Raw genomic sequence first — 24,550 nt, forward strand, 5'->3', positions numbered from 1 at the left:
CAGGCTCCGATTTCCGTGTTGAGACGGCATTTCCGACGAGACGTCACACGGATCACGCATACCCCCGACATGATTGTCCGGGTGGCGCAAGACTGGAGGGGAGATGCGAGAAATTCTCCTCCCGCTTTAGCCTCATCGGCTGGAAATTGAAGATCGTCGGCATGCCTGCCTCGCCTCACCAGCGAGGATCGCGACTTGCCGCCGCAAAATTCATGGGATGCGTTTGAAGCATCCACCGATTTGCACGGGAGATTTCATATCAGATAAAATTCTGCTTTTTCAATTATTTGCAAGTCTTGTGCGGGGGCACGTTTGATGCGTAATTCGAGACAGAACAGAATACCCGGTTTCTTTTCCTTTTCGCACTCCGGTGCATTTCAGTTGAAGCTTGGACTGCCGCTTACCAGCGCCTTGCTCTTCTTTCCCTACACGGGAACGGCACTTGCCGATTGTACACCGACCACGCCGTCTTCTGGCGATACGGTTGTCTGTGATGGCAATCCGGCGGGCTTCACCACAACCGGCCTGGGCAGCCTGAATGTCCAGATACAACAGGGCACCAACCTGAATGGTCCGTTCACGGCCAGCACGATGGGCACTCTGACGGTCGACTCCTCGGGCAATCTGCAGAGCGTCGGCATCACCGATGTCAGTAGACTCGTCTTCGACAACCGCGGCACCATCAATGGTGGTCTGGTGGTGAGTGGCGATGGCACCTATATCGTCCACAACTACGCCAACTCCTTCATCAATTCGGCCTTCAGCTTCACCGGCAACAGCACCAACGTCATCACCAATGACGGCACGCTGAACAATGGCATCACCATCAATGGCGACGGCCAGACCAACATCACCAACAACACTGGAGCATCGCTGAACAGCGGTATCTTCGTGACCGGCGCCAGCCAGACCTACGTGCAGAACTACGGCACGATCCAGAGCAACATCTCGCTCGGAACGGGCAATGACACGATCATCAACTACGATCCGGGCCAGATTAACGGCAGCGTCTCGCAAGGCTCCGGCAACGATATTTTCGACATGCGCGGCGGCCGCGTCAGCGCAACGGTCAATCAGGACGATGGCGACGACCAGTTTCGGCTGTCCGGCGGCGAAGTCACGGGATCGCTGGTAGCGGGTTCCGGCGCCGATTCCATGGTCTGGATCGGCGGTCTGATCGGCGGTATCGACATGGGTACCGACAACGACACGGCCTATTTCTCCGGTCTCACCGATGAACATCTCCGCGGCATTCAGATCGATGGTGGTCTCGGCACAGACATTCTGACCTGGTCGAATACCAAGGGCAGCAATCCGGGACGTTTGATCAACTGGGAACGTATCGAACTGACGAACGGCTCCGACCTGACGATGAACAACACCCTGACACTGGGGGACACTGGAACTCTGACGGGTGGTCTCGTCATTGACGGTTCCAGCTATCTGCGAGCCGGTAGCGGCACGTGGAGCATCAACCCGGCGGTTGGCGGCAATCTGGTTCAGGTGCAAAACTCAGGTTTCATCGATCTGACCAACGGTTCCAACTCGACATCGGACAGCCTCACCATTGTCGGCAATTATCGCGGTTTTGGCGGCCAGCTCTGGCTCAATACCGTGCTGGCGAGCGATAGCTCCCCCTCCGATAAGCTGGTGATTTCCAACGGCACGACATCGGGCACCACCGGCCTCGTCGTCACCAATGTCGGTGGCGCCGGTGCGGAGACGACGCAGAACGGTATTCTCGTCGTGGAAGCCATTAACGGTGCGACCACAGGCTCGGGCACCTTCAATCTCGCCCGCCGTGCCTCTGCCGGTATCTACGAATACCAGCTCGTTCAGGGCGGCGTGACCAGTGGCACCGAAAACAACTGGTACCTGCGCAACAACTTCCAGGGCATTGATGCCAGCAACCCGAACCTGCCTGACTGGCTGCTGCCGGGTGGCGGTGGCGAAGAAGGTGGCGGTGACAATGGTGGCGGTTCGGGCGGCGGCGGCAGCGGTGGCGGCGGTGACGACGGCGATGGCGGCATCACGCTGATCCGTCCTGAAGTCCCGATCCTCAGCGCGACGCCAACTGTTGTTCGCGGCCTGCTGCGCGTCGCGCTTGGCACGTTCCATGAGCGTCACGGCGAACAGGCCTGGTTCGGTGACGAAGCGGACAAGGATATCGTCTGGACCCGCTTCTTCGGCGATCAATACCGTCAGGACCTCAGCTCCTTTGCCGATCAGCGCTTCAAGGGCAACCAGTGGGGCCTGCAGTTCGGTGCGCCGGTCTATCGTGCCGAACATGATGATGGCCAGCTTGATACCTTTGGTGTGATGGCCGGTTATGCGCGCGGCTGGGGCGATATGCGCGCCCGAAACATCTACGACCGGGTCATCGAAATCGGCAACATCGATGTCGACGCCTATAGCCTTGGTGCCTACTGGACGCACACCTGGGAAGACGAGTCCTACATCGACGCCATTCTCATGCATTCCTGGCTCAGCATCGATACGGACTCGGTTGCCGATTACAGCACCAGCTTCCACGGCCGAGAATGGACGGCTTCGCTGGAGGCCGGCAAGAAGTTCGATATTTCCGAAAACTGGGTTATCGAACCACAGGCGCAGATTTACTGGCAGTACCAGAATTTCAACGAGGCCAACGATCCGGGCGGCCGGATCAGCTACGATAACAACGATTCCTGGACTGGCCGTATCGGCATGCGTCTGGAAGGCGACTACACGATCAACGAGCGACCGTTCAGCCCCTTCGTGCTGGCCAATGTCTGGCATCAGTTCAAGGCCAGCGACACGATCCACTTCAATGAAACCGCTATTCGCCCGTCCTGGGAAGAAACCAGCCTCGAACTCGGCGTAGGCTTCACCACCAAGGTCTCGGAAAACGCCTCGATCTATGCGAACGCGTCTTACGAGTTCAACCTCGGCGGCGAAGACTTCCGCCTATTCTCCGGCCGCGTAGGCGCCCGCATCGTCTGGTGATGCAAAACAACGGTCGCGCCTGACGTTCCAAACGACAGGCACGACCGGTTCATTCTGGACAATCCATGCAGGGCCTGACCTTCAGGCCGATGATCGCTTACAGCATTAACGCCACGACGCGGACGTGGAAATCCGCGTGCAATGCGACAGCTCCGTCCCCGCATGCGAGAAAGAACGGGCAGGGAAGGCGCCTCCCTCGTGGCAAGCATCTTCATGGCGAGGTTTTGCTAACTCGACCGAGAAGAGACTTCAGCCATCGCTCTTATTTTAACGTCAGAACCATATCCCAGCGATCCAGCCCCACGCCATAACCATCCGGCGTAACCTCGGTCATGACAAAGCCGAACTTCTCGTAGAAGCCTTTGGTGTGCTGGCTGGTGTTCAAGGTAATGCTGTCGACATCGGGCAGGTTTCTGGCAAGCTCGAGCCGCGCCTGCGTCAGCAGTCGCCCGACACCCTTGCGATGATGATCGCGCGCCACCATGCCCCACGACAAAAACGCCGTCCTTTTCTCCGGTAAGGTCTCCAGCCCACCGCAGGCAATGATGCCAGTGCCATCCTCAAACACCAGATAAGGGCGCTGCAGGGCAAGTCCCGTCAGGAATTCTGCATACTGCGCGCGTTCCTCTTCGGCGAAGAAATACGGGACATTGCTGTCAAAGACAGCAAGGCAGGCTGTGCTATCTTCGAGATGATAGGGCCGAGACGAAATCGATTGCACTGGTCCAACCAGACTTTGAGTTCAGATGAGGGGAAACTAGCCGAAGCAGCCAACAGCTGCAAAAGCTGGCGGCGGCCGCGGAGACCTGTGGCTATTGTTCCCGACAGTTAACCCCGGTCAAACAAGGCAATCCGTTCGATCAGTTCGCTGGCTTCCAGCAATTGTTTCTGTTCGTCGGCCGTCAGCGTCGCCTGCATGGCGGTTTCGAGCCATTTTTCGCGGGTTTTGCGGCTTTGGGACAGAACGTTTTTCCCTTCGTCGGAAAGCGCAATCCAGACTTTCCGGCGGTCCTGTTCGTCCGGGGTTCGGGTAATCAGTCGCTGTGCTTCAAGGTCTCGCAACAGTGCGGCGACATTGGCGGAGGACATGCTTTCGGCGGCTGAGAGCATGGTTGGTGTGACGCGTCCGCCCATTCTGTCGATCAGGCCGACGATCAGCATTCTGGACCATGACACTTCGTCGCTCTGGGCTTCCTTGCGCAACCGTCTGGCCAGAAGCGTCAGTCGCGACCGCAATTTCGATATGTCCCCGTCGTCCACCTGTCTGTCCTTGCTGACCATTTGAATTCGGCAGTTGGAGATTTACCTAACATATGTTAGCTAATGATTTATAGTTAAATAGAAAGTTGAGCCCATGATTGCTTCCTCCGGCCGTATCCGGCGTGTTTTGCTGACCAATGATGATGGCATCGATGCACCGGGATTGGCCACACTCAGGCAGGTGGCGGAAGAGATCGCCGATGAAGTCTGGGTTGTCGCTCCAGATCACGATCAAAGCGGTAGCGCCCAGTCCCTAAGCCTGCATGCGCCGTTGAGAGTGACGGAGAGGGGGGACAGAACGTTTTCGATTTCCGGAACTCCCGCTGACTGCGTTGTCATGGCGCTTCGCCATCTGATGCCAAGCCCGCCGGATTTACTGTTATCAGGCATCAACCGTGGTGCAAATCTCGGTGTTGAAACGGTGTTTTCCGGAACGGTCGGTGCCGCCATGACGGGACTGCTGCTCGGCGTTCCCTCGATCGCTCTGAGCCAGGCCTTTTCAGACCGGTTCGCCGTTCGCTGGCCAACGGCAAGGGCGCTGGCGCCGGATGTCATCATGAAGGCTGTGCGGGGAACGTGGAGCGGCAAGGTGTGCCTCAACATCAATTTTCCCGATGCCGATCCGGGTGAGGCGGGCCCCTGTGTCGTCGCACGGCAGGGTGCCGGTCTTCTGAACGATGTGAAGGTGGTCTCCGGTACCGATCCGCGCAATATCGGTTATCACTGGCTGAAACTGGAACGGCTTGCTGAGAAGGACGACGACCGGTCCGAGACCGAGATTATCCGTCGCGGCGCGATCTCTATCACGCCGCTGGCGTTCGACCGCACGGCATCCGAAAGCCTGGATTTTGCGACCACGCGTCCTTCGAGTTCCGAAGTCTCTCAGACCATACCCGTTGCTTGTCTATCGGCACATCCAGAATGATGTACCGCTCACAAAAGACGCAGCTTGTAACCGATATGGGTTGGTTCAAAGCCCAGCCGGTCGTAGAACCGGTGCGCGTCGGGGCGTGCCTTGTCGGTTGTCAGTTGCACCAGCGCGCATCCTTGCGAGCGGCTGTAATCGATGGCCCATTTGAACATCGCTTCGCCAATCTGCTCGTTTCGCCTGCTCTGGGCAACACGCACCGCTTCGATCTGGGCGCGCTTTGCGCCGCCGCGTGACAGGCCGGGAATGACGGTCAGCTGAAACGTTCCGACAATCTCGTCGCCGTCTTCCGCAACACACAGGAACTGGTTGGCATCGCCGGTGATGTCACGAAACGCGGCTCGGTATCGCTCCATATCTTCTGGTTGGGTCGATTCCCGGCTGGCGCCCAGCACGTCATTGGCAAGCAGGTCGATAATCGCCGGCAGATCGGCCTCGATGGCTTTGCGAAACATCAATGGCGCCAAGACCTGTATCCTTTTTTGCCAAAATATCGGAACGGCCGGACCCTAAACCGGTGAGGCGGCCAGTCAATGCAAATCCCTGGTGTAGACGAATTTTGGCATGCTCCAGCCAAAGCGGATGGCGAGGAGACGCAACACCAGGCCAAGCCCCATGGCGAGGAGGGTGGAGAGCGTGTGCGACAGCCCGAGATGCGGTGCGGCCAGATAAACCAGGCCGGTGAACACCGATACGGTGGCATAAAGTTGCGAGCGGAACAGCAGCGGCACCTCGTTGCAAAGGATGTCACGTAACACGCCGCCAAGGCATCCGGTCAGCATGCCCGCCGCCACCACAACAACCAGCGGCTGGTTCATGGTCAGCGCAATCTGGCAACCGATGACGGTGAAGACCACCAGTCCTATCGCATCGAGAAACAGGAACATCTTGCGCAGATGATGCATGTATCGCGCCAGCGGTATCGTCGCCAGAGCCGACAGGCCCGTGACCAGCAGGTAGCTGGGGTTTGCCACCCATGACAAGGGATGGTGGTTCAGCAACACATCCCGCACCGTGCCGCCGCCAAGAGCGGTGATGCAGCCGAGCAGGAAGACACCGATCCAGTCCATTTCGCGGCGCCCGGCGGCGAGGGCTGCGGTCATCGCCTCCGCGACGATGGCAACGAGATAGAGAATATGGACGATGTCGCTGGCGGGCGACGCGCTCATCGAAAACCACCTGAAAATTCAATCATGTCTGCAGATACCCTCAATAGTTCATCAGCGGAGATGCCTGCTGGTCTCCGAATGAGGGGCGAACGCCGAGAAGTGGCGCGGCCCGCGTAATGATATCGCGCACCATGGGCGCGGCGTTGTAAGCGGCCAGCCGCCCGCCGCGCTCGCCGGAAAGCGGAGCGTCGACGATGGTGAGAACCACGTAACGGGGCCGGTGCATGGGGAAGGCGGCAAGGAACGTGTTGAAGTTCAGGTTCTTGGCGTATCTGCCATTGATGACCTTTTCCGCCGTTCCGGTCTTGCCGCCAACATCGAATCCCGCGACCTGTGCGTTTCGGCCGGAGCCCTGCGTGCCGTTATAGGCGAAGAGTTCACGCATCTTGGCGCTGGTGGCGGCCTCGATCACCCGTGTCCCGTCCATCTGGCTGCGGGCATTGCTGCCGGCGATAAAGGTCGGATGACGGAACATGCCGCCATTGACGAGGGCCGCAGCGGCGGCGGCTGTCTGCAGCGGTGTTGTCGCCAGACCGTGCCCGAAGGAAATTGTCGCGGAATTGATCTTCTTCCAGTGTCTGGGCGCCGTGGGCGAGGCCACCTCCGGCAATTCCGTCTGCAGGCGTGACAGCAGGCCCAGCCTGGAAAGAAACCGCTGGTGATTGTCCAGTCCCACCAGATCGGCGACCTTGGCGGTGCCAATGTTGGAGGAATACCGAAACACCTCGCGAATTGTCAGCGGCCGGCCGCGACCGTGAAAATCGCGGATGAGGAAACCGCCCATTTTCAGGGGGCGGGAGGCATCGATCACCGAATTGAGACCCACCACACCGGCATCCAGCCCCATGGCGAGTGTAAAGGCCTTGAAGGTCGAGCCCATTTCCACCGCGGAATTGCTCATGCGGTTAAACCACCCCTTTTCGTAGTCCTTGTCGATTGCGCCATCCGCAAGGCGGCGTGAGGGTTCGTTCGGGTCGTAATCGGGGGCGGAGGCCATCGCCAGCACCTCGCCGGTGTCGACATCGATCACAACCGCGCCAGCCGCTTCCGCCTGATAGTTCTTCATGGCATCGACAACCACGGTGTGCACGATGCTCTGTACACGCAGATCGATGGAGAGCCTGACGGGTTTCAGGTCCGTAGCATCCGTCAGGCCGATATCGCGCAGATCCGCCAGACCCTGCCGGTCGAGATAACGCTCGATACCTGCCAGCCCCTGATTGTCGATGTTGACGTGCCCGACAATATGCGACGCCACCGGCCCGCCGGGGTAAAAGCGCCGCTTCTCCGGCCTGAAGCCGACACCGGGAATGCCAAGCCGCATGATCTCGGCCTGCTGTCGGGGGGTAAGCTGTCGCCTGATCCACTGAAAGCCGGTGTCGGAGGTAAGCTTGCGGTGCAGATCCGCCCAGTCGAGACCGGGAATGACCGAAGCGAGCTTTTCAATTGCCTCATTCGGGTCCACCACGCGGCGCGGTTCCGCATAAAGCGACACGAGATTGACATCCGTTGCGATGAGCTGGCCGTGCCGGTCGACAATATCGGGGCGTGAGGCAATGGCGCCGGGCGATCGTGGAATGCTCGCGGTCGTGTCGCTCTCGGAGACCTGACCATAGTGGATAAGCCGCGCCGCAATCACCCCGTAACCGATGGCGAAAGCGGCAAACAGCAGCGCCACACGCTGACGATGCCGGACCGGCGATGTTCGCCGAGTTTTTTTGGGCGATAGAACAAGCTTGCCAATGGCACCTTTGCGGGTGCGGACGATCAACGACATGAAATTACTCCACGCTCATGCATCGGGGGCAGGGTGGGCCTGTGGGCAGGTCGAACCGGCATCCGCACACGCGCCTGACAGGGTCTGTCATCAGGCATTCTACACGGCGGAAAATCGCGCAGAATTCGGCAATCGCGCAGGCCCAGTCTGCGCATAATCAGGAACGCCATAACGGCTTGAGGCTTTCGCTGATGAAGTCCATGGCAACGCGGATGCGCGGCGTGTCGCGCACGTCTTCATGGATCACCAGCCAGACATCGATGCTGACGCCGGGATCAAGCGCGTCAAACCTGACGAGGCCGTGTTCGGCGGCGAGATATGCGGGCAGCAGCGCCACTCCGGCACCACCGGCGGCAGCGGCCGCCTGGATGCGCAGATCGTTGCTGCACATGAACACCTCGTCAGCCGAAAGCCTGTCATCCAGCCAGCGATGGTGGTCCGACCCGCGCATCGTGTCGTCATAGCTGATGTAGAGCGGGCTGCCGTTTCGCGTCAGATAGGCGGGGCTGGCATAGAGGAAATAGGACAATTGCCCGAGGCGGCGGGCCACAAGCGTGGCTTCGCTCGGTCGCTTCAGGCTGATGGAAACATCCGCTTCGCCCTTGGAAAGCGACATGGCCTCCATGGTGCCGACCAGGCGAAGCCGAACGTCCGGGTGCTGCATCTGCAGCGTGGCAATATGTGGGGCAATGAAACTGTAAAGCAGGGAGGGCGGGGCAGATACCACGACGTCCCCCTCTATGCCACTCTGGCCACTGCAGGCGCAGCGGCTCAGCGCAAAGGCCGACTGGCTCATCTCCTCGGCGAAATTCGCCACGTCGCGGCCCATGGTTGTCAGGACATAGGATCGTGGCCTGCGATCCACGAGCTTGACAGACAACGCTGTTTCCAGTGACGCGATGCGGCGACTGACGGTGGTGTGGTCAACGCGCAGCGCCTTGGCGGTTGCCGTAATCGAGCCATGGTGTGCGAAGGCGGAGAAAAAGCGCAGATCTTCCCAATCGACCATTTTGATATTCCTGATAGCGAGATTGTGGAACGGGAGGAGCGTCGGCCATCGTCACGACAGGGCAGGGTCACGGCATGGCTTGCGCCACGCCAGTCCGGTGCCGTTATCGCGAAACGCCGCGAGGCCGTTCAGTTCCTGAAGGGAAGCGGGGTGAAACGTCGTGGCTGTTTCAGGTCGCCATGCGCATCGGCTGGCTGGATTTCAGCCGGCATGCGTAAATCATGCAGGGTTAATGCCCGCGCAGCAGGTTTCCATGAACGATGTCTTGAGATGGCGATAACGTGCATCATTGTCGATGGGGAAGGGTGACTTCCAGGCATAGGTGCTCCTTGCCCGTCTTTCCGGGCCTCTGGCACCCCCTCTGTCATTGGCCTGAGAGATTCGCTCACCACGTCAGGGTGAACTTACACCATCGGCGCGAGCCTCGGCCCGCTTTTCAGAGTTTTCAGGATCTTGCAGCGGTCCTTTTGCCTGAGAGTTTCCGGGGTGGTTGCTCCGTCGGCGCCGATATCGGGAGACATCGATCTCTCCCGCTGCTCGATTTGTTTTGTCCATCGCCGGCACCCGGCAGGCGTGAACGACGTGAGATATGGTGCCGTTTATGGCGTAAGTTTGACACTTGGCGCCATCAGATCACCAGCAGAGGCGTCTTGCCTTTGACCCGGTCGTAGAGATCGATGGCATCCTGCATCAGCATTCTGACGCAGCCCGACGAGGAATTCTTGCCGATCGTTCGCCAGCTTGGTGATCCGTGAATGCGGTAAAGCGTGTCCTTGCCGTTCTGGAAAATATACATGGCGCGCGCACCAAGCGGGTTCTTCGGGCCGGGGGCCATTCCGCCGGCTTCAACACCGTAGGGTTTAAGTTCGGGGTTGCGCGCAATCATGTCGTCAGGCGCCTTCCAACGTGGCCACTTCTGCTTCCATTGCACGACGGCGCGTCCCTTCCAGGAGCGCCCCTGTGTTCCAAGTCCGACTCCGTAACGTATGGCCCGACCGTTTGGCAGCACCCAGTAAAGGAACCGTTCGCGGGTATCGACGACAATGGAATAAGCCGGCTCGGTCGTGGCGTAAGCGACCTCCTGGCGCAGATATTGCGGATCGATGGCGCGGTGGTTGACCGCAGGCACATCAAATCCGCCATCTGTCAAAGCGGCATAGATGACATCGTAATCGAGACCGGCAGCCTTATCCCCAGGCTTGTTCTCCTTCGCCGTTTTGACGAGCGGTTGCGGCTCTTCCTTCTTCTCGGGCAGGAGGCCGGCGGCGGTCTCAAGCTTTGCCTTTGGAGCCTGCACGCAACCGACTGCCAGTACCGAACTGGCGGCAAGGGTAAGCAGCGACCTGCGCGACATGTGGGAATTGAGTTTCTGTTCCAAGGCTGTTCTGCTGTCGATGTCTGGAGGTAACGGTCGGGATGAGGTTTGGCCCGGACCTTCTGGTTGCGCGACACAGACCACGAAACCGACGGATTCGGTACTGCGCAAATACGCAGATCGATGCTGCAGCATCGCATGTTGCCAACCGGGGTCACGATGTGGCGAAGGGCAGGGTGCAATTTTCGGGCGAGAGCCAATTGACCGATGCCACCCTGCGTGGCTCAATGGCGCGACTCCTGCCCACAGATTCAGTCGTCGTCATGACGACACCAGATGCTGCCAATTTTTGATTTGATAATCGGAGATATCCCATGCCTCTGGCTACGGCGCGCGCGTTTTTGATCTTCGGCCTCGCCACACTGGTTCTTTTGCTGAATGCGGCGCCTCGTGCGATGGCGCAGGAAGGGGCTATCGATGGCGATGACAGGCCGAAAAAGAAGAAGATTCCGATAGAAGAACGCCTGCCGGGCATCCTGTCGGGCCGGTCCACCGCAATTGATCTGAGCCGATGGAAGGTGACCTTGCCGGTGAACGAGCAGGGCGTGAGAAGCGGTGAGGGCGATGCTGTCGAACTCAAGATGCTGAAGGGTCTTTCCGTACCGCCCTATTTTGATGTGCAGCAGAACTCGATCACCTTCGTGGCGCCAACCAATGGTGCGCGCACCAAGGGTTCGAACTACCCACGCTCGGAATTGCGAGAGATGGACGGCAAGGGTGATGAGTACGAGTGGCAGGTCGGCGATGGTGGGCGGCTTTCTGCAACGCTGAAGGTCGATCAATTGCCAAAGGCCAATGATGATATGCCCGCCAGAGTGGTTATCGGCCAGATCCATGGACCCGACGACGAGCTTTGCCGCCTTTATTATACCGACAAGGGTGAGCTCTATTTCATCGACGACAAGGCGGGCGACGACCACGAAGAAACGGTTTTCAGGCTGGTATCGTCCAAAGGCAAAGAACCGAAAATCCCGCTGGGCGCCAGCTTTTCCTACGTCATAGACGCGAATGCCGAACGGCTGAGCGTAACGGTCTCGTACAAAGGTGTTGATTACGTCGGCGTCGATCCCATCAGCAGCTTCTGGCCGGGCAAATCCCTCTATTTCAAGGCTGGCGCCTACCTTCAGGTCGGAAAGCCGGGCAGCAAGGCCGGAACCGTCGGCCAAGGCCAGGGCAGCGTCACCTTCACGGCGATCGGAACACCCACGCACGATATCTATCGTGAGCAATCGGAAGAAGATGGTGAGGATAAAACCGCCGGCTCCGAAGAGACCGGCCGCGACCGGAAAACCGGAAAAGCCGTCAGCAGCGTCGAACTTTATGCGGGCTGCATCGCGGTCAAGACGACCAAGCTGCTTGAGGCGGTCAGCGATCTACCTGACGCAATGAAAAAAGCACGCCCCTTGTGCGAAAGTCTGGATCGCGAGTTCAGTGCGAAGGAAACGGCCGAAGTGGATGCCCTGTTACAGAGGATTTTTGCACGCTGACGATCAGCAACGCGCATCGTTTTCCCAAAGATAACCTGCGACGTCGCAGGTTATCTCTACCTTCCACGGCAAGATAGAGCAGGGGCAAGGGCAGGGTACAGAGCGCCTTGCTGTGGCTATCCGCTGATGAAAACGGATACGCACTCGGGCCGATCGATTTGGGGTGCCGCCTGCAGGTTCAGATCCCTTTCGTGAGCTGCTTCGTATTGACTGCGACAGGACGTAGGGATGCTTGGCGCCAATGAAGCGTTCCATGCGGTCGTTATGACGCACAAAGTTTTGTCGTTGGCGCAAAGTTCTGACCTAGAACTCCGTTGGCTCGGGAGTTTTCTTTTGTACGCTGGTTTTTATCGGGTCGCACTTGGCTTATCGACCGCTGTGCCGACCAGTCCTGTAGATAACACGTCCATTTACTACTGCACGCTGGTAACCCTGACCGTTGCCCTGATCGACCCATTGGGTGGTATTGCCCGAGCTATCGATCCTGACGGGGTTACGGCTAGAATCTCGGCGGTCATGGTTGCGTCGTTCGTAGTCGCTGCGATGATAATATCGGTGATAGCGATCTTGGTTGTAGTCGCGGTAATACTTGTCTCGCTCGTAGGATCGATACTGGACACCGGATGCATAGTAGCCGCCAGACCGATAGCTGCCGTCGTCTACACATCCTGCGAGAATAGCGACGGATAAAACACATATTGTTGCGCTGAATATTTTCATAATTTTATCTCCTATCGTTAATTCTAACGCTCACAAAGCGTTCGATGTTCCATTGTAGAGATTGCAATCTTTGAGCTTAATCGAGGCTGAATAGACAGGATCGTTCGTGAAGTCTTTCCGATGACCTGAGCCATTGGCGTGTATGTTGTAATCACTTATCGCTGTTGCTCTTCACATCAGGCGCCGGCTGAACGTCGTCGCATCCTTGTCGCCCTACCAAAAAGTGTGAGTTCATGCTGAACCGCGACTTGCGGGGCATCCGAAGCTAACCGGCATGCCGCATCTGCGCGAGAACTTTCTTGCGGAAAACTTCTGCAGGCGTTCGATAGCCAAGGCATTTGCGCGGCGTTGCGTTGAGCCGACTGCAAATTTCTATCAAGTCCGCGTCGGTGACCGTGAGTGGGTCGACGTCTCTTGAAAGCCATTTCCTCACCCGGCGGTTGGTGTTCTCGACAGTGCCTTTTTGCCACGGCGATTGGGGATCACAGAACCAGGTTTGCGTACCGATGCTTGCCTGAAGATAGGGCCAATCAGTGAACTCTGTTCCGCGGTCGAACGTGATCGATCGGCGGGCAAGGTGGGGCAGGGCTTGCAGGACACGAACAAGGCCATCCATGACGGGCCGGGATTGCCGGTCGTTGTTGCGTAGGAAGATCGCAAAGCGGCTGACCCTTTCTACGAGCGATGTGACGTTTGCCTTCCCAAACTTCTTTCGGAACTGGATCAGATCGCATTCCCAATGACCAAATTGTTTGCGCTCGGCAACAGCATCCGGCCGCCGCAAGATGTTGAGTTCTGGACTAAACCGTTGTCCGTGCTTGCGTCTTGCATGTCGTGGTCGCCGTCGAGCACGATGCTCTGGCAGATGCCGCCACAGCTTGATCGCATGCCCGTCGGACGAGTATGCAAACTTATAGATCGTTTCGTGACTGACCGAGACCGGATGGCGCTCCAGGCGCATACGGCCAGCGATCTGCTGCGGCGACCAGCCATGCATGATGCGTTCGATCACCGACTGTCGAACGTACGAGAACCGCGCCAGCTTGCGTAGTTTCGCACGTCGTTCACACGACATGGCGTGCGCAGTCACGCAGTAATAGCCGGTTAGATCGGGCACAACCTTATCGACAAAAGTGTTGCGTTTGATCTCACGAAAGATCGTTGAGCGATGCCGGCCGAGCTGCTCTGCGATGGCACTAACAGTCAGCCCGGCCGTTCGCCAGCGGGCTATCTTACGACGTTCATCAAGATCAATGTGGGAGTAGGTGCGTTCCATTGCATCTTCCTTGTGACTGATAACCCATTGGTATCATTCGCAAGTCGCACTTCAAGCTTGAACCCACCCCCCTACACACAAAGATCGCATAAGATAGATTATGGAACTTTTGTGGGTGCTGGGACAGGCTGAATTGGCTGGATTACGGGCTTTTCAGGCGTTTTCAGCCTCTCAGTCGTTATTCTGCGTTCTGATGTAAGCTGTGACGTAACAGCTCGTCTTCCACTTTGCACACCAGGTCTTCTGTTGGCTGTTCGCCCTGAAGTCGCAGTGTGGGTTTGGTTTGTCTGCTCAGCCAGCGCTCGTGCTGTGCCACGTTGCGTCCCGTAAACGACGGGTCGTCGTAGCGCGATGCCCAGTCGCGGAATGCCTGATGGGCCTCGTGCATGTCGCCGCCTGGCAGGATGCGTGTGCCGTGGCGTGCACTCTCTCGTGCGTCGAGGCGTTGAAGCCTTGTTGGCGTTGGCGTGTGCAGGAAGATGATGAGATCGATGTTGTCCATCAGGGCGTCGCCCCAGACCATGCATGAGCCGGTCAGTATCCAGCCAGCCAGTGCAGCCTGCTGCTCCTGCATCTGCCGTACGCGGTCCTGCGGTGGACGTTTGGTGGTGAATGGCGGATCGGTCGGCATCCAGTAGAAATCGTCGACATCGAGCTGCGGTACGGAAAACCGCTGCGATAGCGCCGCGCCGAGCGTCGAGACGCCGCAGCAGGACGCTCCGGTGATGTGTATGCGCGGTAAAGTCGTCATCGGCCCTGGTCCTGGGTATGTTTCTGCGAGAGGATGCCGCTTTTAACGCGGCTCGCTGTCGGGCTCAATCACCGGGCGGCAGACAAGCGTGCAACGGGTTTGGCGCGGCAATGGGCTCCCATGCCGCGCCGATCCTTTAGGCCGGAACGCGCTTCCAGGCCCGGACCTTTTCGATGTTGCGTTCCGAACGGGAGACGATTTCGAACTCGAACTCATCGCCGGAAACACGTTCGCCAACGTCTGGAAGACGGTTGAGACGCCACAGGATATAGCCCGCGACAGTCGAATAACGGTCGGCATCGTCGACCAGATCGATATCGAGAAGATAGGACGCGCGTCTGACGTCGACAGCGGCATCGATGATCCACGAACCGTCTTCCGCCTGCTCCGAAATGAGCTGTTCTTCGCCCTCCTCCGGAAACTCGCCGGCAATCGCCTCGAGAATGTCTGTCGGTGTGGCGATGCCCTGCAGCGTACCGTACTCGTCGATGATGACGGCCATCTGCAGCGGCGATTTGCGCATCTGTTCCATGACCTGCAGCGCCGTGGCGCTTTCATGCACGACAAGCGGTTCGCGCAGCGAATGGTCGAGATCGAGCTTTCCATCGCGGAGAAGATCGCGCAGCAGGTCCTTCGTTGCAGCAACGCCCAGGAAGGCATCGAGCTTGCCATCCGCCAGCAACAGCCGCGAGCGGTCGATTTCCAGCAGGCGGTGTCTCAGCACCTCAGGACCGGCGCCGATATCCAGCCAGTCGAGTTCGGTGCGTGGCGTCATGATGGAAACAACCGGGCGTTCGCCCAGTGTCAGCACGCCACGGATCATGTCCTTTTCCTCGGATTTGAACAGCTCGCCGCGCGCTGCCTGTTCGGCAATCACATCGGCGGTCTCGCCAAGCGGCTGTTCGCCGACCCGGCCGCCCAGAAGCCGCAGAATGGCGTCTGACGTCCGCTCGCGCATGTCGCCAGCAGTAATTCGCTTTTCGCGATTGCGCCTGCCGATCTGGTTCGCCGCTTCGATCAGCACGGAAAAACCGATGGCGGCATAGAGATAGCCCTTCGGCAGATGGAAACCGAAGCCTTCGACAATCAGGCTGAAGCCGATCATCAGCAGGAAGCCAAGGCACAGAATGACGACGGTCGGGTGTTTCGACACGAACGACATCAGCGGCTTCGATGCCGCCATCATCACGGCCATGGCCACACAGACGGCGGTAATCATGACCCAGAGGTTGTTGACCATGCCGACGGCGGTAATGACGCTGTCGAGCGAGAAGACCGCGTCGAGCACGACGATCTGCACGATCACCTGCCAGAAAACGGCATGAACGACCTTACCCTCCTTGGGCTTGTGCGCGCCTTCCAGGCGCTCGTGCAGTTCAATGGTGCCCTTGGCAAGCAGGAACGCGCCGCCGAGGATGAGAATGATATCCCGGCCGGAGAAGGAGAAATCCGCGATGGTGAACAGCGGACGGGTCAGTGTCACGATCCACGAGATCGAAAACAGCAGGAGAACGCGCATGACCAGCGCCAGCGACAGGCCGATAAGCCGCGCCCTGTGGCGTTGATGCGGTGGCAGCTTATCGGCAAGGATCGCGATGAAGACGAGGTTGTCGATACCGAGAACCACTTCGAGAACGATAAGCGTGACGAGGCCGATCCAGATGTTCGGATCTGCAAGGAATTCCATGTTCAGGGGCCTTTATGGGAACGGGCGCAAACGCAAAAAGCCCCGGACAAACCATCCGTGGCGAAAACCCGTCGTGTTGAGAAAAACAAGAAAGGACGAGGCTGGCTTAGCGGTTCGCAAGCCAGCCTCGTTCGGTGTCGACTACTGTCGCTACTACTGTCGCCTTCGTCAGGCATAAGGGTAAAACATCCCGTTATCAGTCAAATCTTGTGTTGGCGGACCTAGCAGATTTGCGGCGGCAACAAAAGCGGCTTTCGTCTTGGCCACCGCAGCAAGGGGCGGGAATTGACAATTTCTGCGCGCAAACAGGAGTTTTTACGGCCATAAACTTTCCGTGAAGTGCAATCTTCGCGATAGGTAAACCGCCCTCACCCATCGCACCGGTGCGGCTGCAACAGGCATCGTTGTCGCCGTTACGCCGCAGCCGGTGGCGCCTGTGCGTAGCACACGTCGCCTTCACGAACTCGTGTCTGCAACCGGTGAAACATCCGGTCGTGATCGCCCGAATACAGACATACGCAGCCGATGAACGGCCTGCGGACGTTGAAGAGGAGATCACTTATGAACCGTTCCACGCTCACCCTCGCTTTGGCAGGCTCGCTCGCCAGCGCCGTCGCATCCGTGTCCTTTGCTGCACCGCTGACACCGGAACAGATGGCCGGAAACGAGAAATGCTACGGCATTGCCCTCAAGGGTCAGAATGATTGCGCTGCCGGCGCTGGTACCACTTGCGCCGGAACCTCCACCATGGATTACCAGGGCAACGCCTGGAAGGCCGTTCCCGCCGGCACCTGCACCACGATGAACGTGGAAGGCCACAAGGGCATGCTGGAACCATCCAAAAGCTGAGCTGCGACACTGGAGGCCCGCTAGCCGGGCCTCCCCCTCATCCGTCAAAACCGGGAGACCAGCAATGACCGTTTCAGCAGACCGCGCCACCGTCCTGCCACCTCGCGCCGGCCTCGGCCTCAAGCCGGAGCATTATGAAACAATTCTGGAGACGAGGCCGGATATCGGCTTTTTCGAAGTCCACGCCGAAAACTACATGGGGGCCGGTGGCCCGCCGCACCGGTATCTTGAAGCCGTTGCAGCGCTTTATCCGCTGTCGCTGCATGGCGTCGGCCTGTCGATCGGAGCAGCCCGCGATCTCGACACCGAGCATCTGAAACGGCTTCGCGGACTTGTCGATTGCTACCGGCCGCAGAGCTTTTCGGAGCATCTGGCCTGGTCGACCCATGACACCGGTTTCCTGAACGATCTCCTGCCCTTGCCCTACACGGTCGAAACGCTGTCGCGGGTCATCGCCCATGTTGATGAGACCCAGCAATGGCTGGGCAGGCAACTGCTGCTCGAAAATCCCTCGACCTATGTGCTGTTTTCCGAAAGCACCATCGACGAGGTGGATTTCCTCACCGCCATCGCCAGCCGAACCGGATGCGGGCTGTTGCTTGATGTGAACAATGTCATGGTCTCGGCTGTGAACCACCGCCTCGATCCCGTTGCCTATATCGACCGTTTCCCGGTCGAACTGGTGGGTGAAATCCACCTTGCCGGTTATGACGAGACCGTCGATGGCGTCGGAGACCGGCTGCTGATCGATGCCCACGGCAGCGAAGTCAGGTCTGACGTTGTCGAGCTTTACCGGCATACGCTCTCGCGCAGCGGTGCTTTGCCGACCCTGATCGAATGGGACAACGACGTGCCGGACTTTGCCACGCTTCAGGCAGAAGCGGTGCGCGCCGATGCCATGTTGAACGAAGCGGCCCTGAAGCGCCGCGCCAGCCGGGCGGCATGACCATGGGATTTTTTCAAAGCCAGAACGCCTTTGCCGCCGCCCTCCTCCATCCGGACAAGCCGCTTCCGCACGGCATTACCACAGCCCGGGGTGCCGCAGATCGCACACGGTTTGCCGTCTATCGCAACAATGTCTATGTCGGGCTGACATCGGCGCTGGCGCAGCGCTTTCCGGTCACAAGACGGCTTGTCGGCGCTGACTTTTTTGCCGGCATGGCGCGTGCCTATGCCGCCGATCACAAGCCGCCCTCACCGCTCATCATGCATTATGGAGATGATTTCCCGGATTTTATCGCGGCCTTTCCGCCTGCGGCGTCTCTTGCCTATCTCGCGGATGTGGCGCGGGTCGAGGTGGCGTGGACGAGGGCCTATCACGCGGCAGACAGAGTGCCGCTTGAGGTCGCCCGGCTCGCCGCCATTTCGCCCGAACACCTGCTCAACAGGGCGCTTGTCCCGCATCCCTCCGCCCAGCTCGTGCAGTCGCCGTTTCCAGCCGGAAGCATCTGGAGCGCCCACCAGGGCGAAACGGTGACACCGGTTGAAAACTGGCGGGCGGAAACCGTGCTTGTCGTGCGGCCGGCCATGCAGGTCGAAATCAGCGTCCTGCCACCGGCAGATGCCGCCTTCGCAGCGCGCCTGCTTGCAGGCGCAAGCCTTGGCGAAGCAGCCGAGACCGCCTTGGCGGAAACATCGTCGTTTGATTTCGGATCGGCCTTGATCGGCCTGATCGGCCTTGGCGCCTTCAGCGCCGTTGAACACCGTGAAGGGGACCTTCCATGACCACAGACCTTGCCTCCACACGCAGCCTCGGTGGCGCGCTTACAGCACTTCATCGCCACGTCGAATGCCTGCTTGCCTCCATTCCGCAATCATTGCCGCTATTGGCGCTGCGGCTCGGCCTTGCAGTTCCGTTCTTCAAATCGGGACTGACCAAGTGGGACGGATTTCTGACGTTATCAACCGGCGCCAGATATCTGTTCGAACAGGAATTCAGGCTGCATATCTTCGGCAGCCTTATCCCCTACCCTATGCCGCTGGTCATGGCGGCGGCATCCGGTATTGCCGAACTCGTTCTGCCCGTGCTGCTGGTTCTCGGCCTTTTCACCCGCTACGCCGCCTTGGGCCTGCTGGTCATGACGGCGGTGATCCAGCTTACCGTTCCAGACGGCTGGGCCAATTTCCACCTGCCCTGGGCCGCCATGGCGCTGACGCTGGTGGTCTATGGCGGTGGCAGGATCGCGCTGGATGCGCTGTTGAATGGCCACCGGTCCTAAAGTTCGCCGGATGCCTCGCGGCGTCGCTGTTCCAGTTCTTCGCTGTAGCGGCGCAGCGTGTGGCTTTCGGTCAGCAGGCCGACGGGCCGGTTTTCGATCTTGTCGTTGACGACGACGAGCGCTTCGCTTTCGGAAGCATCGAAGGCGGCTGCGGCCTGGCGGGCGTTCATGGTCGGCAGCAGCACGTCGTTCTTGTATTGCAGATAGGTTTCAAGGCTGATGGTTTCGGGATCGCGGTCCATCGGGTCGGCGTAGATTTCCGGCACCAGCACGATGCCCGCATAACGTCCGTCATCGTGGGTCATGATGACACGCTGTGTCGAACCCAGCGGAAACTTTTCCTTGAAGGCCGGAAGCCCCATGCTGACATTGGCCTTGCGAATGTCGGCACGCATCATCTTGCCAACCGTCAGGTCGCGTATCCAGCCGATATCATGGGCGCTGCGAATGCTCTCGCCGCGCAGGTGGAAACGCCAGGTGGCGAAGGAGTAGCCGAATGTGGTGCGCACCACGAGCGAGGTGGTGATGACGGCAGCCAGTACCAGAACCGAAATCTGGAAGTCTCCGGTCAGTTCCAGCGCCAGAAACGTCATGGTCAGCGGCCCGCCGATGATGGCGGCGGCAAAGGCGCTCATGCCGATCACGGCGTAGACGATCGGCGATGTCGAACCGTAACCGATATAGGGCGCGCAGATCGCGAAGATCTTGCCCAGCAGCGCCCCCATGAACAGCGATGCGAAGAACAGGCCACCACGGAAGTTCGAACCGATGGAGATGGCGCTGGCTGCGGCTTTCAGCAGGAACAGGCCCGCCAGCGCGTAAAATGGCAGGTCGGCATCGATGTTGAGGTGCAGCGCGCCGTGGCCGCTGGACAGAACCTGTGGCGAAATCAGCGCCAGCGCACCGACCGCCGTGCCGCCGATTGCGGGACGCAACCAGCTTGGAATGGCGCTTTTGCGCGCCGTTTCCTCGATGAAAGACACTGCCTGCATGAGCCCGATGCCAATCACCGCGCAGAGAATGCCGAGAATGATCGTCGGCACGTAATCGGGTGCTGTCACCCGGTTGGCGTCGAAGACATCGATGGTCAGCCCATGCCCGCCGATCAGGCCGGTGACGACAGTGGCAACCAGCGCAGACACGATGAGCGGCGCCAGTGTGACGACGGTATAGGTGCCGATGATGAGTTCGATGGCGTAGAACGCCCCGGTCAGCGGCGCATTGAAGGCCGACGCGATCGCACCCGCCGCCCCGCAGCCGACGAGGATACGCATGTCCCCTCGCCTCAGTTTCAGCTTGATGCCAAGCTTCGATGCAACGCCACTGGCGATCTGCGTGTAACCGGCCTCCAGCCCCACGGAGGCGCCAAAACCGTTGGAAACGATGTTCTGCACGCAAACGAGAATGCTGTCCGTCAGCGACAGACGCCCGCCATGCAGCGCATTGGCCTCGATGGGGTCGACCATCGGTTTCTTGCGGGTTCGCGACAGGATGAAGAGGATGATGCCGAGAATGACGCCGCCGATCATCGGCCCCAAAAGCACCACCCGACCGGAGAGATCGCTGCTGCTTAAACGCTCGACGCCGAAGACCAGAACATGCAGCGCCGTGCTCAAGGCACCGATCAGTGACACCAGGAGACCGGCAGCAATGCCGATGACAACCGCAAGCGCCACAAGCCCCAGTTCGCCGCGCCGGAACATGGCGCGCAGGCGGCTGGCACGCAGATTGTCGAAAAAGCTTGCCATACTCGGTGCACGGAAAGGCTTGGTCGACATGATGTTCCTTTGCAGGCGGTATCAGAGGGCTTCGATCTCGACCTCGAAACGCATTTGGTCGTAAGCCGGTTCAACATGATCAGGCGTTTCACGCATCACCGTATCGTAATCGAGCGGAATATGCATGTGGGTCAGAATGGCTCTTTTCGGGCCGATCCGCTCGATCCAGTCGAGGGACTGCTCCAGCGACAGATGGCTCGGGTGGTAACGATACTGCAGCGCATCGATCACCAGCACATCGAGGCCCGCAAGCTTCGGCAGCGATTCAGCCGGAAAATCGCTGACATCGGTGCAATAGGCGACGTTGCCGATGCGAAAACCCAGCGAATGTACATCGCCATGCTGCTGCATGTGGGCGTGGAAGGTGATCGGCCCACCTGCCCCCTTGACCACAACAGGCTTTGCAATGTCCTCGATCAGCCTTGGCTCGACGATCGGCGGATAGTTGCTGCCCGGCGGTGTTTCCAGGCAATAGGCAAAACCCTGACGAATGCGCTTCATCGTCACCGGGTCGGCCAGGATCGGAATGCGGTTCTTCTGCAGGGCGAAATAGATGCGCAGGTCATCGATGCCGTGCAGATGGTCGGCATGGGCGTGCGTGTAGAGCACGGCATCCACGGCCTCCACCTTCGCGGCAATCATCTGCTGGCGAAAATCGGGTCCGGTGTCGATGACAACAGTGGTCTTGCCGCCATTCGGTGCAATCTGCTCCACCATGAAGGCGGCGCGCGTTCTGCGGTTCTTCGGGTTGTCGGGGTTGCAGGCGCCCCAGTCACCGTTGATACGCGGTACGCCGGGCGACGAAGCGCATCCGAGCACGGTAAAACGGCGCCGATAGCCTGCCACGCCTCACACCCTTGTCATCTTGGAAAAGCAGCGAAACGCATTTTCCGTGGTGATTTCGGCCATGCGCTCATAGGAAACGCAATGCACCTCGGCCAAAACCTCTGCCGTGTTGACGACATAGGATGGCTCGTTGCGCTTGCCGCGCCAGCGCTTCGGCGCAAGGTACGGCGCATCGGTTTCCACCAGCAGCCGGTCAAGCGGCACGGTCGCGGCGATATCGCGGATATCCTGTGATTTCGGGAAGGTCAGAATGCCGGAGAAGGAGACGTAGCCGCCCAGCTCCACACCCACCCGGGCAAGTTCGGGCCCGGCCGAGAAGCAATGCAGGATGAAGGGGAAAGCCCCCTTGCCGCTTTCATCCGTCAGGATCGAAATCATGTCCTCATCGGCGCTGCGGCTGTGAATGACGAGCGGCAGTTTCGTGACGCGGGCAGCTTCGATATGGCGCAACAGACCGGTTTTCTGGTCTTCCGGTGTCTGCGTGTCGTAGAAATAATCGAGCCCGGCCTCGCCGATCGCCACGATCTTGTCGTGGCTGTTGGCCAGACGGATCAGGTCTTCGGCCTGAATATCCAGCTCCTCGTTCGCACTGTTCGGGTGCGTACCGACAGAGCAGAACACGGAGGGGTATTTCTCGACGATCTTCAGCAGTTCCGGCAGACGCCGCACTCTGGTCGAGATCGTCACCATTTGGCTGACGCCGGACGCGTGAGCGCGGGCGATGATCTCGTCGCGCTCAGCATCGAAGTCCGGAAAATCCAGATGGCAATGGGTATCGATCAGCATGGCGCTCAAGCCTCTGGCGCCACGTAACGCGGGAAGACCGGCTTCGGTGCTTCAAGCGGCGTGCCCGGTACCAGACGACCAGCTTCGCCAAGCGCTGCGAAGTCGCGCTTGTCCGCCGGTGCTGCCACCAGATCGAGCAGCTTGTCGCACGATTCCGGCATGAACGGCTGCAGCAGAATGCCGATCTGGCGCACCACTTCTGCCGTTACGTAAAGCACGGTGCCCATACGCTCCGGGTCGGTCTTTTTCAGCGCCCAGGGCTCCTGGCTGGCGAAATAACGGTCGGTTTCCGAAACAACGGCAATGATGGCGGCAAGCGCGCGATGGATAAGCTGCTTGTCCATTTCCTCGCGGCAGATGGCCAAAAGGCCATCGGCGGAAGCCAGCATCGCCTTGTCTTCGTCGTTGAAGGCGCCGGGCGTCGGGATCTGGCCGTCGCAATTCTTCACGATCATCGACAGCGAGCGGCTGGCAAGGTTGCCGATACCGTTGGCAAGGTCCGCATTGATGCGGGTGGCGATGCCTTCTTCGCTGTAGCTGCCGTCCTGTCCGAAGGAGACTTCGCGCAGGAAGAAGTAACGCACCGGGTCGAGACCGAAATGGTTCACCAGATTGACCGGATCGACAACGTTGCCGAGCGACTTCGACATCTTCTCGCCCTTGTTGAGCAGGAAGCCGTGGGCAAAAACGCGCTTGGGCAGCGGCAGACCGGCGCTCATCAGGAAGGCAGGCCAGTAAACCGCGTGGAAGCGGATGATGTCCTTGCCGATGATGTGCACGTCGGCCGGCCAGTATTTGGCGCGCGGGCCGTCCTTGTCTTCGATGTATCCGGTCGCGGTGATATAGTTGGTCAGCGCGTCGACCCACACATACATGACGTGCTTGGGATCGTTCGGAACCTTGATGCCCCAGTCGAAGGTCGTGCGCGAGATCGACAGATCCTTCAGGCCCGACTTGACGAAGGACATGATTTCGTTGCGACGCTCGGCCGGGCCGATGAAGTCGGGCTGGTCTTCATAAAGCTTGAGCAGCTTGTCCTGATATTCGGACAGCTTGAAGAAGTAGCTAGCCTCTTCCACCCATTCCACCGGCGTGCCCTGCGGCCCGTAGCGAACGCCGTCGGCGCGCACTTCGGTTTCGTCTTCGGCGTAATAGGCTTCATCACGAACGGAATACCAGCCGGCGTAGCTATCCTTGTAGATATCGCCGTTGTCGGCCATCAGGTTCCAGATGTTGCGCGACGTCTCGTGGTGACGCTCTTCCGTGGTGCGGATGAAATCGTCGTTCGAGGCGTTGAGCAGCTTGCCCATTTCGCGGAACTGGTCGGAGTTGCGCTGCGCCAGTTCTTCCGGCGTAATGCCTTCGGCACGGGCCGTCTGCTGCATCTTCTGGCCGTGTTCGTCGGTTCCGGTCAGGAAGAAGACGTCCTTTCCATTCAGGCGCTGGAAGCGCGCCATGGCATCGGTCGCAATCAACTCGTAGGCATGGCCGATATGCGGCTTGCCGTTAGGGTAGGAAATCGCGGTGGTGATGTAGAAAGGTGTCTTGTCTGTCATGACGCTCGATCGGCTTTGCGGACTGTTTTTTGGATAGACCGCTCTTAAACCATTGTTCGCACCAGCGAAAGCGAAAGCCGCACGATTTGTAC

21 protein-coding genes and 1 riboswitch are annotated in these 24,550 nt (G+C 59.2%); of the genes, 7 read left to right on the forward strand and 14 right to left on the reverse strand.

The window, feature by feature from the left end; genetic code table 11:
- The first annotated feature begins 315 nt into the window (after nt 1-315).
- Nucleotides 316-2,985, forward strand: coding sequence for an autotransporter outer membrane beta-barrel domain-containing protein (locus FY156_05845; GenBank protein UXS01048.1), 2,670 nt, complete (start codon nt 316-318; stop codon nt 2,983-2,985).
- A gap of 262 nt (nt 2,986-3,247) precedes the next feature.
- Here FY156_05845 and FY156_05850 read toward each other — a convergent pair whose 3' ends face one another.
- A complete protein-coding gene (locus FY156_05850) occupies nt 3,248-3,706 on the reverse strand; it encodes a GNAT family N-acetyltransferase (GenBank protein UXS01049.1) in 459 nt (152 codons plus the stop codon).
- A gap of 107 nt (nt 3,707-3,813) precedes the next feature.
- Nucleotides 3,814-4,266 carry a winged helix DNA-binding protein gene (locus FY156_05855; GenBank protein UXS01050.1) on the reverse strand — a complete coding sequence of 151 codons (453 nt, stop codon included), beginning with the start codon at nt 4,264-4,266 and terminating at the stop codon, nt 3,814-3,816.
- Nucleotides 4,267-4,339: 73 nt separating this feature from the next.
- Here FY156_05855 and surE point away from each other — a divergent pair, with 73 nt between their 5' ends.
- Entirely contained in the window at nt 4,340-5,170 is an 831-nt protein-coding gene (gene surE / locus FY156_05860; protein ID UXS01051.1) for a 5'/3'-nucleotidase SurE, read from the forward strand.
- An 8-nt stretch (nt 5,171-5,178) separates the two neighbouring features.
- Here the strand turns inward: surE and FY156_05865 are convergent, their stop codons facing one another.
- The 5 genes from FY156_05865 to FY156_05885 form a co-directional block, all read right to left on the reverse strand.
- Nucleotides 5,179-5,640, reverse strand: coding sequence for a GNAT family N-acetyltransferase (locus FY156_05865; GenBank protein ID UXS01052.1), 462 nt, complete (start codon nt 5,638-5,640; stop codon nt 5,179-5,181).
- A gap of 63 nt (nt 5,641-5,703) precedes the next feature.
- Entirely contained in the window at nt 5,704-6,342 is a 639-nt protein-coding gene (locus tag FY156_05870) for a trimeric intracellular cation channel family protein (GenBank protein ID UXS01053.1), read from the reverse strand.
- A gap of 40 nt (nt 6,343-6,382) precedes the next feature.
- On the reverse strand, nt 6,383-8,119 hold the full coding sequence (locus FY156_05875; GenBank protein UXS01054.1) for a penicillin-binding protein 2: 1,737 nt from the start codon (nt 8,117-8,119) through the stop codon (nt 6,383-6,385).
- Nucleotides 8,120-8,276: 157 nt separating this feature from the next.
- Nucleotides 8,277-9,128 carry a LysR family transcriptional regulator gene (locus FY156_05880; GenBank protein UXS01055.1) on the reverse strand — a complete coding sequence of 284 codons (852 nt, stop codon included), beginning with the start codon at nt 9,126-9,128 and terminating at the stop codon, nt 8,277-8,279.
- A 449-nt stretch (nt 9,129-9,577) separates the two neighbouring features.
- A riboswitch (glycine riboswitch) is annotated at nt 9,578-9,671 on the reverse strand.
- A gap of 85 nt (nt 9,672-9,756) precedes the next feature.
- Complete coding sequence (locus tag FY156_05885) at nt 9,757-10,482, reverse strand: L,D-transpeptidase (GenBank protein UXS03037.1); 726 nt, start codon at nt 10,480-10,482, stop codon at nt 9,757-9,759.
- A gap of 335 nt (nt 10,483-10,817) precedes the next feature.
- Here FY156_05885 and FY156_05890 point away from each other — a divergent pair, with 335 nt between their 5' ends.
- Nucleotides 10,818-11,990, forward strand: coding sequence for a polysaccharide lyase family 7 protein (locus FY156_05890; protein UXS01056.1), 1,173 nt, complete (start codon nt 10,818-10,820; stop codon nt 11,988-11,990).
- 985 nt (nt 11,991-12,975) lie between these two features.
- On the opposite strand, the gene FY156_05895 is transcribed toward FY156_05890, so the two are convergent.
- The 3 genes from FY156_05895 to FY156_05905 form a co-directional block, all read right to left on the reverse strand.
- The gene (locus FY156_05895; protein UXS01057.1) at nt 12,976-13,986 is read right to left on the reverse strand and encodes an IS30 family transposase; all 1,011 of its coding nucleotides are present in this window, start codon (nt 13,984-13,986) and stop codon (nt 12,976-12,978) included.
- A 178-nt stretch (nt 13,987-14,164) separates the two neighbouring features.
- A complete protein-coding gene (locus FY156_05900; protein ID UXS01058.1) occupies nt 14,165-14,737 on the reverse strand; it encodes an adenylate kinase in 573 nt (190 codons plus the stop codon).
- 136 nt (nt 14,738-14,873) lie between these two features.
- Nucleotides 14,874-16,424: a TerC family protein gene (locus FY156_05905; GenBank protein UXS01059.1), complete on the reverse strand. Its 1,551-nt coding sequence runs from the start codon at nt 16,422-16,424 to the stop codon at nt 14,874-14,876.
- A gap of 561 nt (nt 16,425-16,985) precedes the next feature.
- Between FY156_05905 and FY156_05910 the strand changes: the two genes are divergently transcribed.
- The 4 genes from FY156_05910 (at nt 16,986) to FY156_05925 (ending at nt 19,492) form a co-directional block, all read left to right on the forward strand.
- Nucleotides 16,986-17,273 carry a DUF2282 domain-containing protein gene (locus FY156_05910; protein ID UXS01060.1) on the forward strand — a complete coding sequence of 96 codons (288 nt, stop codon included), beginning with the start codon at nt 16,986-16,988 and terminating at the stop codon, nt 17,271-17,273.
- Nucleotides 17,274-17,337: 64 nt separating this feature from the next.
- Nucleotides 17,338-18,219: a DUF692 domain-containing protein gene (locus FY156_05915; GenBank protein UXS01061.1), complete on the forward strand. Its 882-nt coding sequence runs from the start codon at nt 17,338-17,340 to the stop codon at nt 18,217-18,219.
- Nucleotides 18,216-18,998 (forward strand): DUF2063 domain-containing protein, encoded by a 783-nt coding sequence (locus tag FY156_05920; GenBank protein UXS01062.1) that lies wholly within the window; start codon nt 18,216-18,218, stop codon nt 18,996-18,998. The genes FY156_05915 and FY156_05920 overlap by 4 nt, the downstream gene beginning before the upstream one ends.
- Complete coding sequence (locus FY156_05925) at nt 18,995-19,492, forward strand: DoxX family protein (protein UXS01063.1); 498 nt, start codon at nt 18,995-18,997, stop codon at nt 19,490-19,492. Before FY156_05920 ends, FY156_05925 begins: the two co-directional genes overlap by 4 nt.
- Here FY156_05925 and FY156_05930 read toward each other — a convergent pair.
- From FY156_05930 to FY156_05945, 4 genes are read right to left on the reverse strand one after another with little or no spacing between them, the layout of a single operon-like run.
- Nucleotides 19,489-21,270, reverse strand: a complete 1,782-nt coding sequence (locus FY156_05930) for a chloride channel protein (protein ID UXS01064.1) — start codon at nt 21,268-21,270, stop codon at nt 19,489-19,491. The two genes, FY156_05925 and FY156_05930, sit on opposite strands and share 4 nt — an antisense overlap.
- Before the next feature lie 21 nt (nt 21,271-21,291).
- Nucleotides 21,292-22,116, reverse strand: coding sequence for an MBL fold metallo-hydrolase (locus FY156_05935; protein UXS01065.1), 825 nt, complete (start codon nt 22,114-22,116; stop codon nt 21,292-21,294).
- 3 nt (nt 22,117-22,119) lie between these two features.
- Entirely contained in the window at nt 22,120-22,902 is a 783-nt protein-coding gene (locus FY156_05940) for a TatD family hydrolase (protein UXS01066.1), read from the reverse strand.
- A gap of 5 nt (nt 22,903-22,907) precedes the next feature.
- The gene (locus FY156_05945) at nt 22,908-24,458 is read right to left on the reverse strand and encodes a methionine--tRNA ligase (GenBank protein ID UXS01067.1); all 1,551 of its coding nucleotides are present in this window, start codon (nt 24,456-24,458) and stop codon (nt 22,908-22,910) included.
- Nucleotides 24,459-24,550 lie beyond the last annotated feature (92 nt).

The sequence above is a fragment of the Agrobacterium tumefaciens genome, from assembly GCA_025559845.1.
Taxonomy (GTDB): domain Bacteria; phylum Pseudomonadota; class Alphaproteobacteria; order Rhizobiales; family Rhizobiaceae; genus Agrobacterium.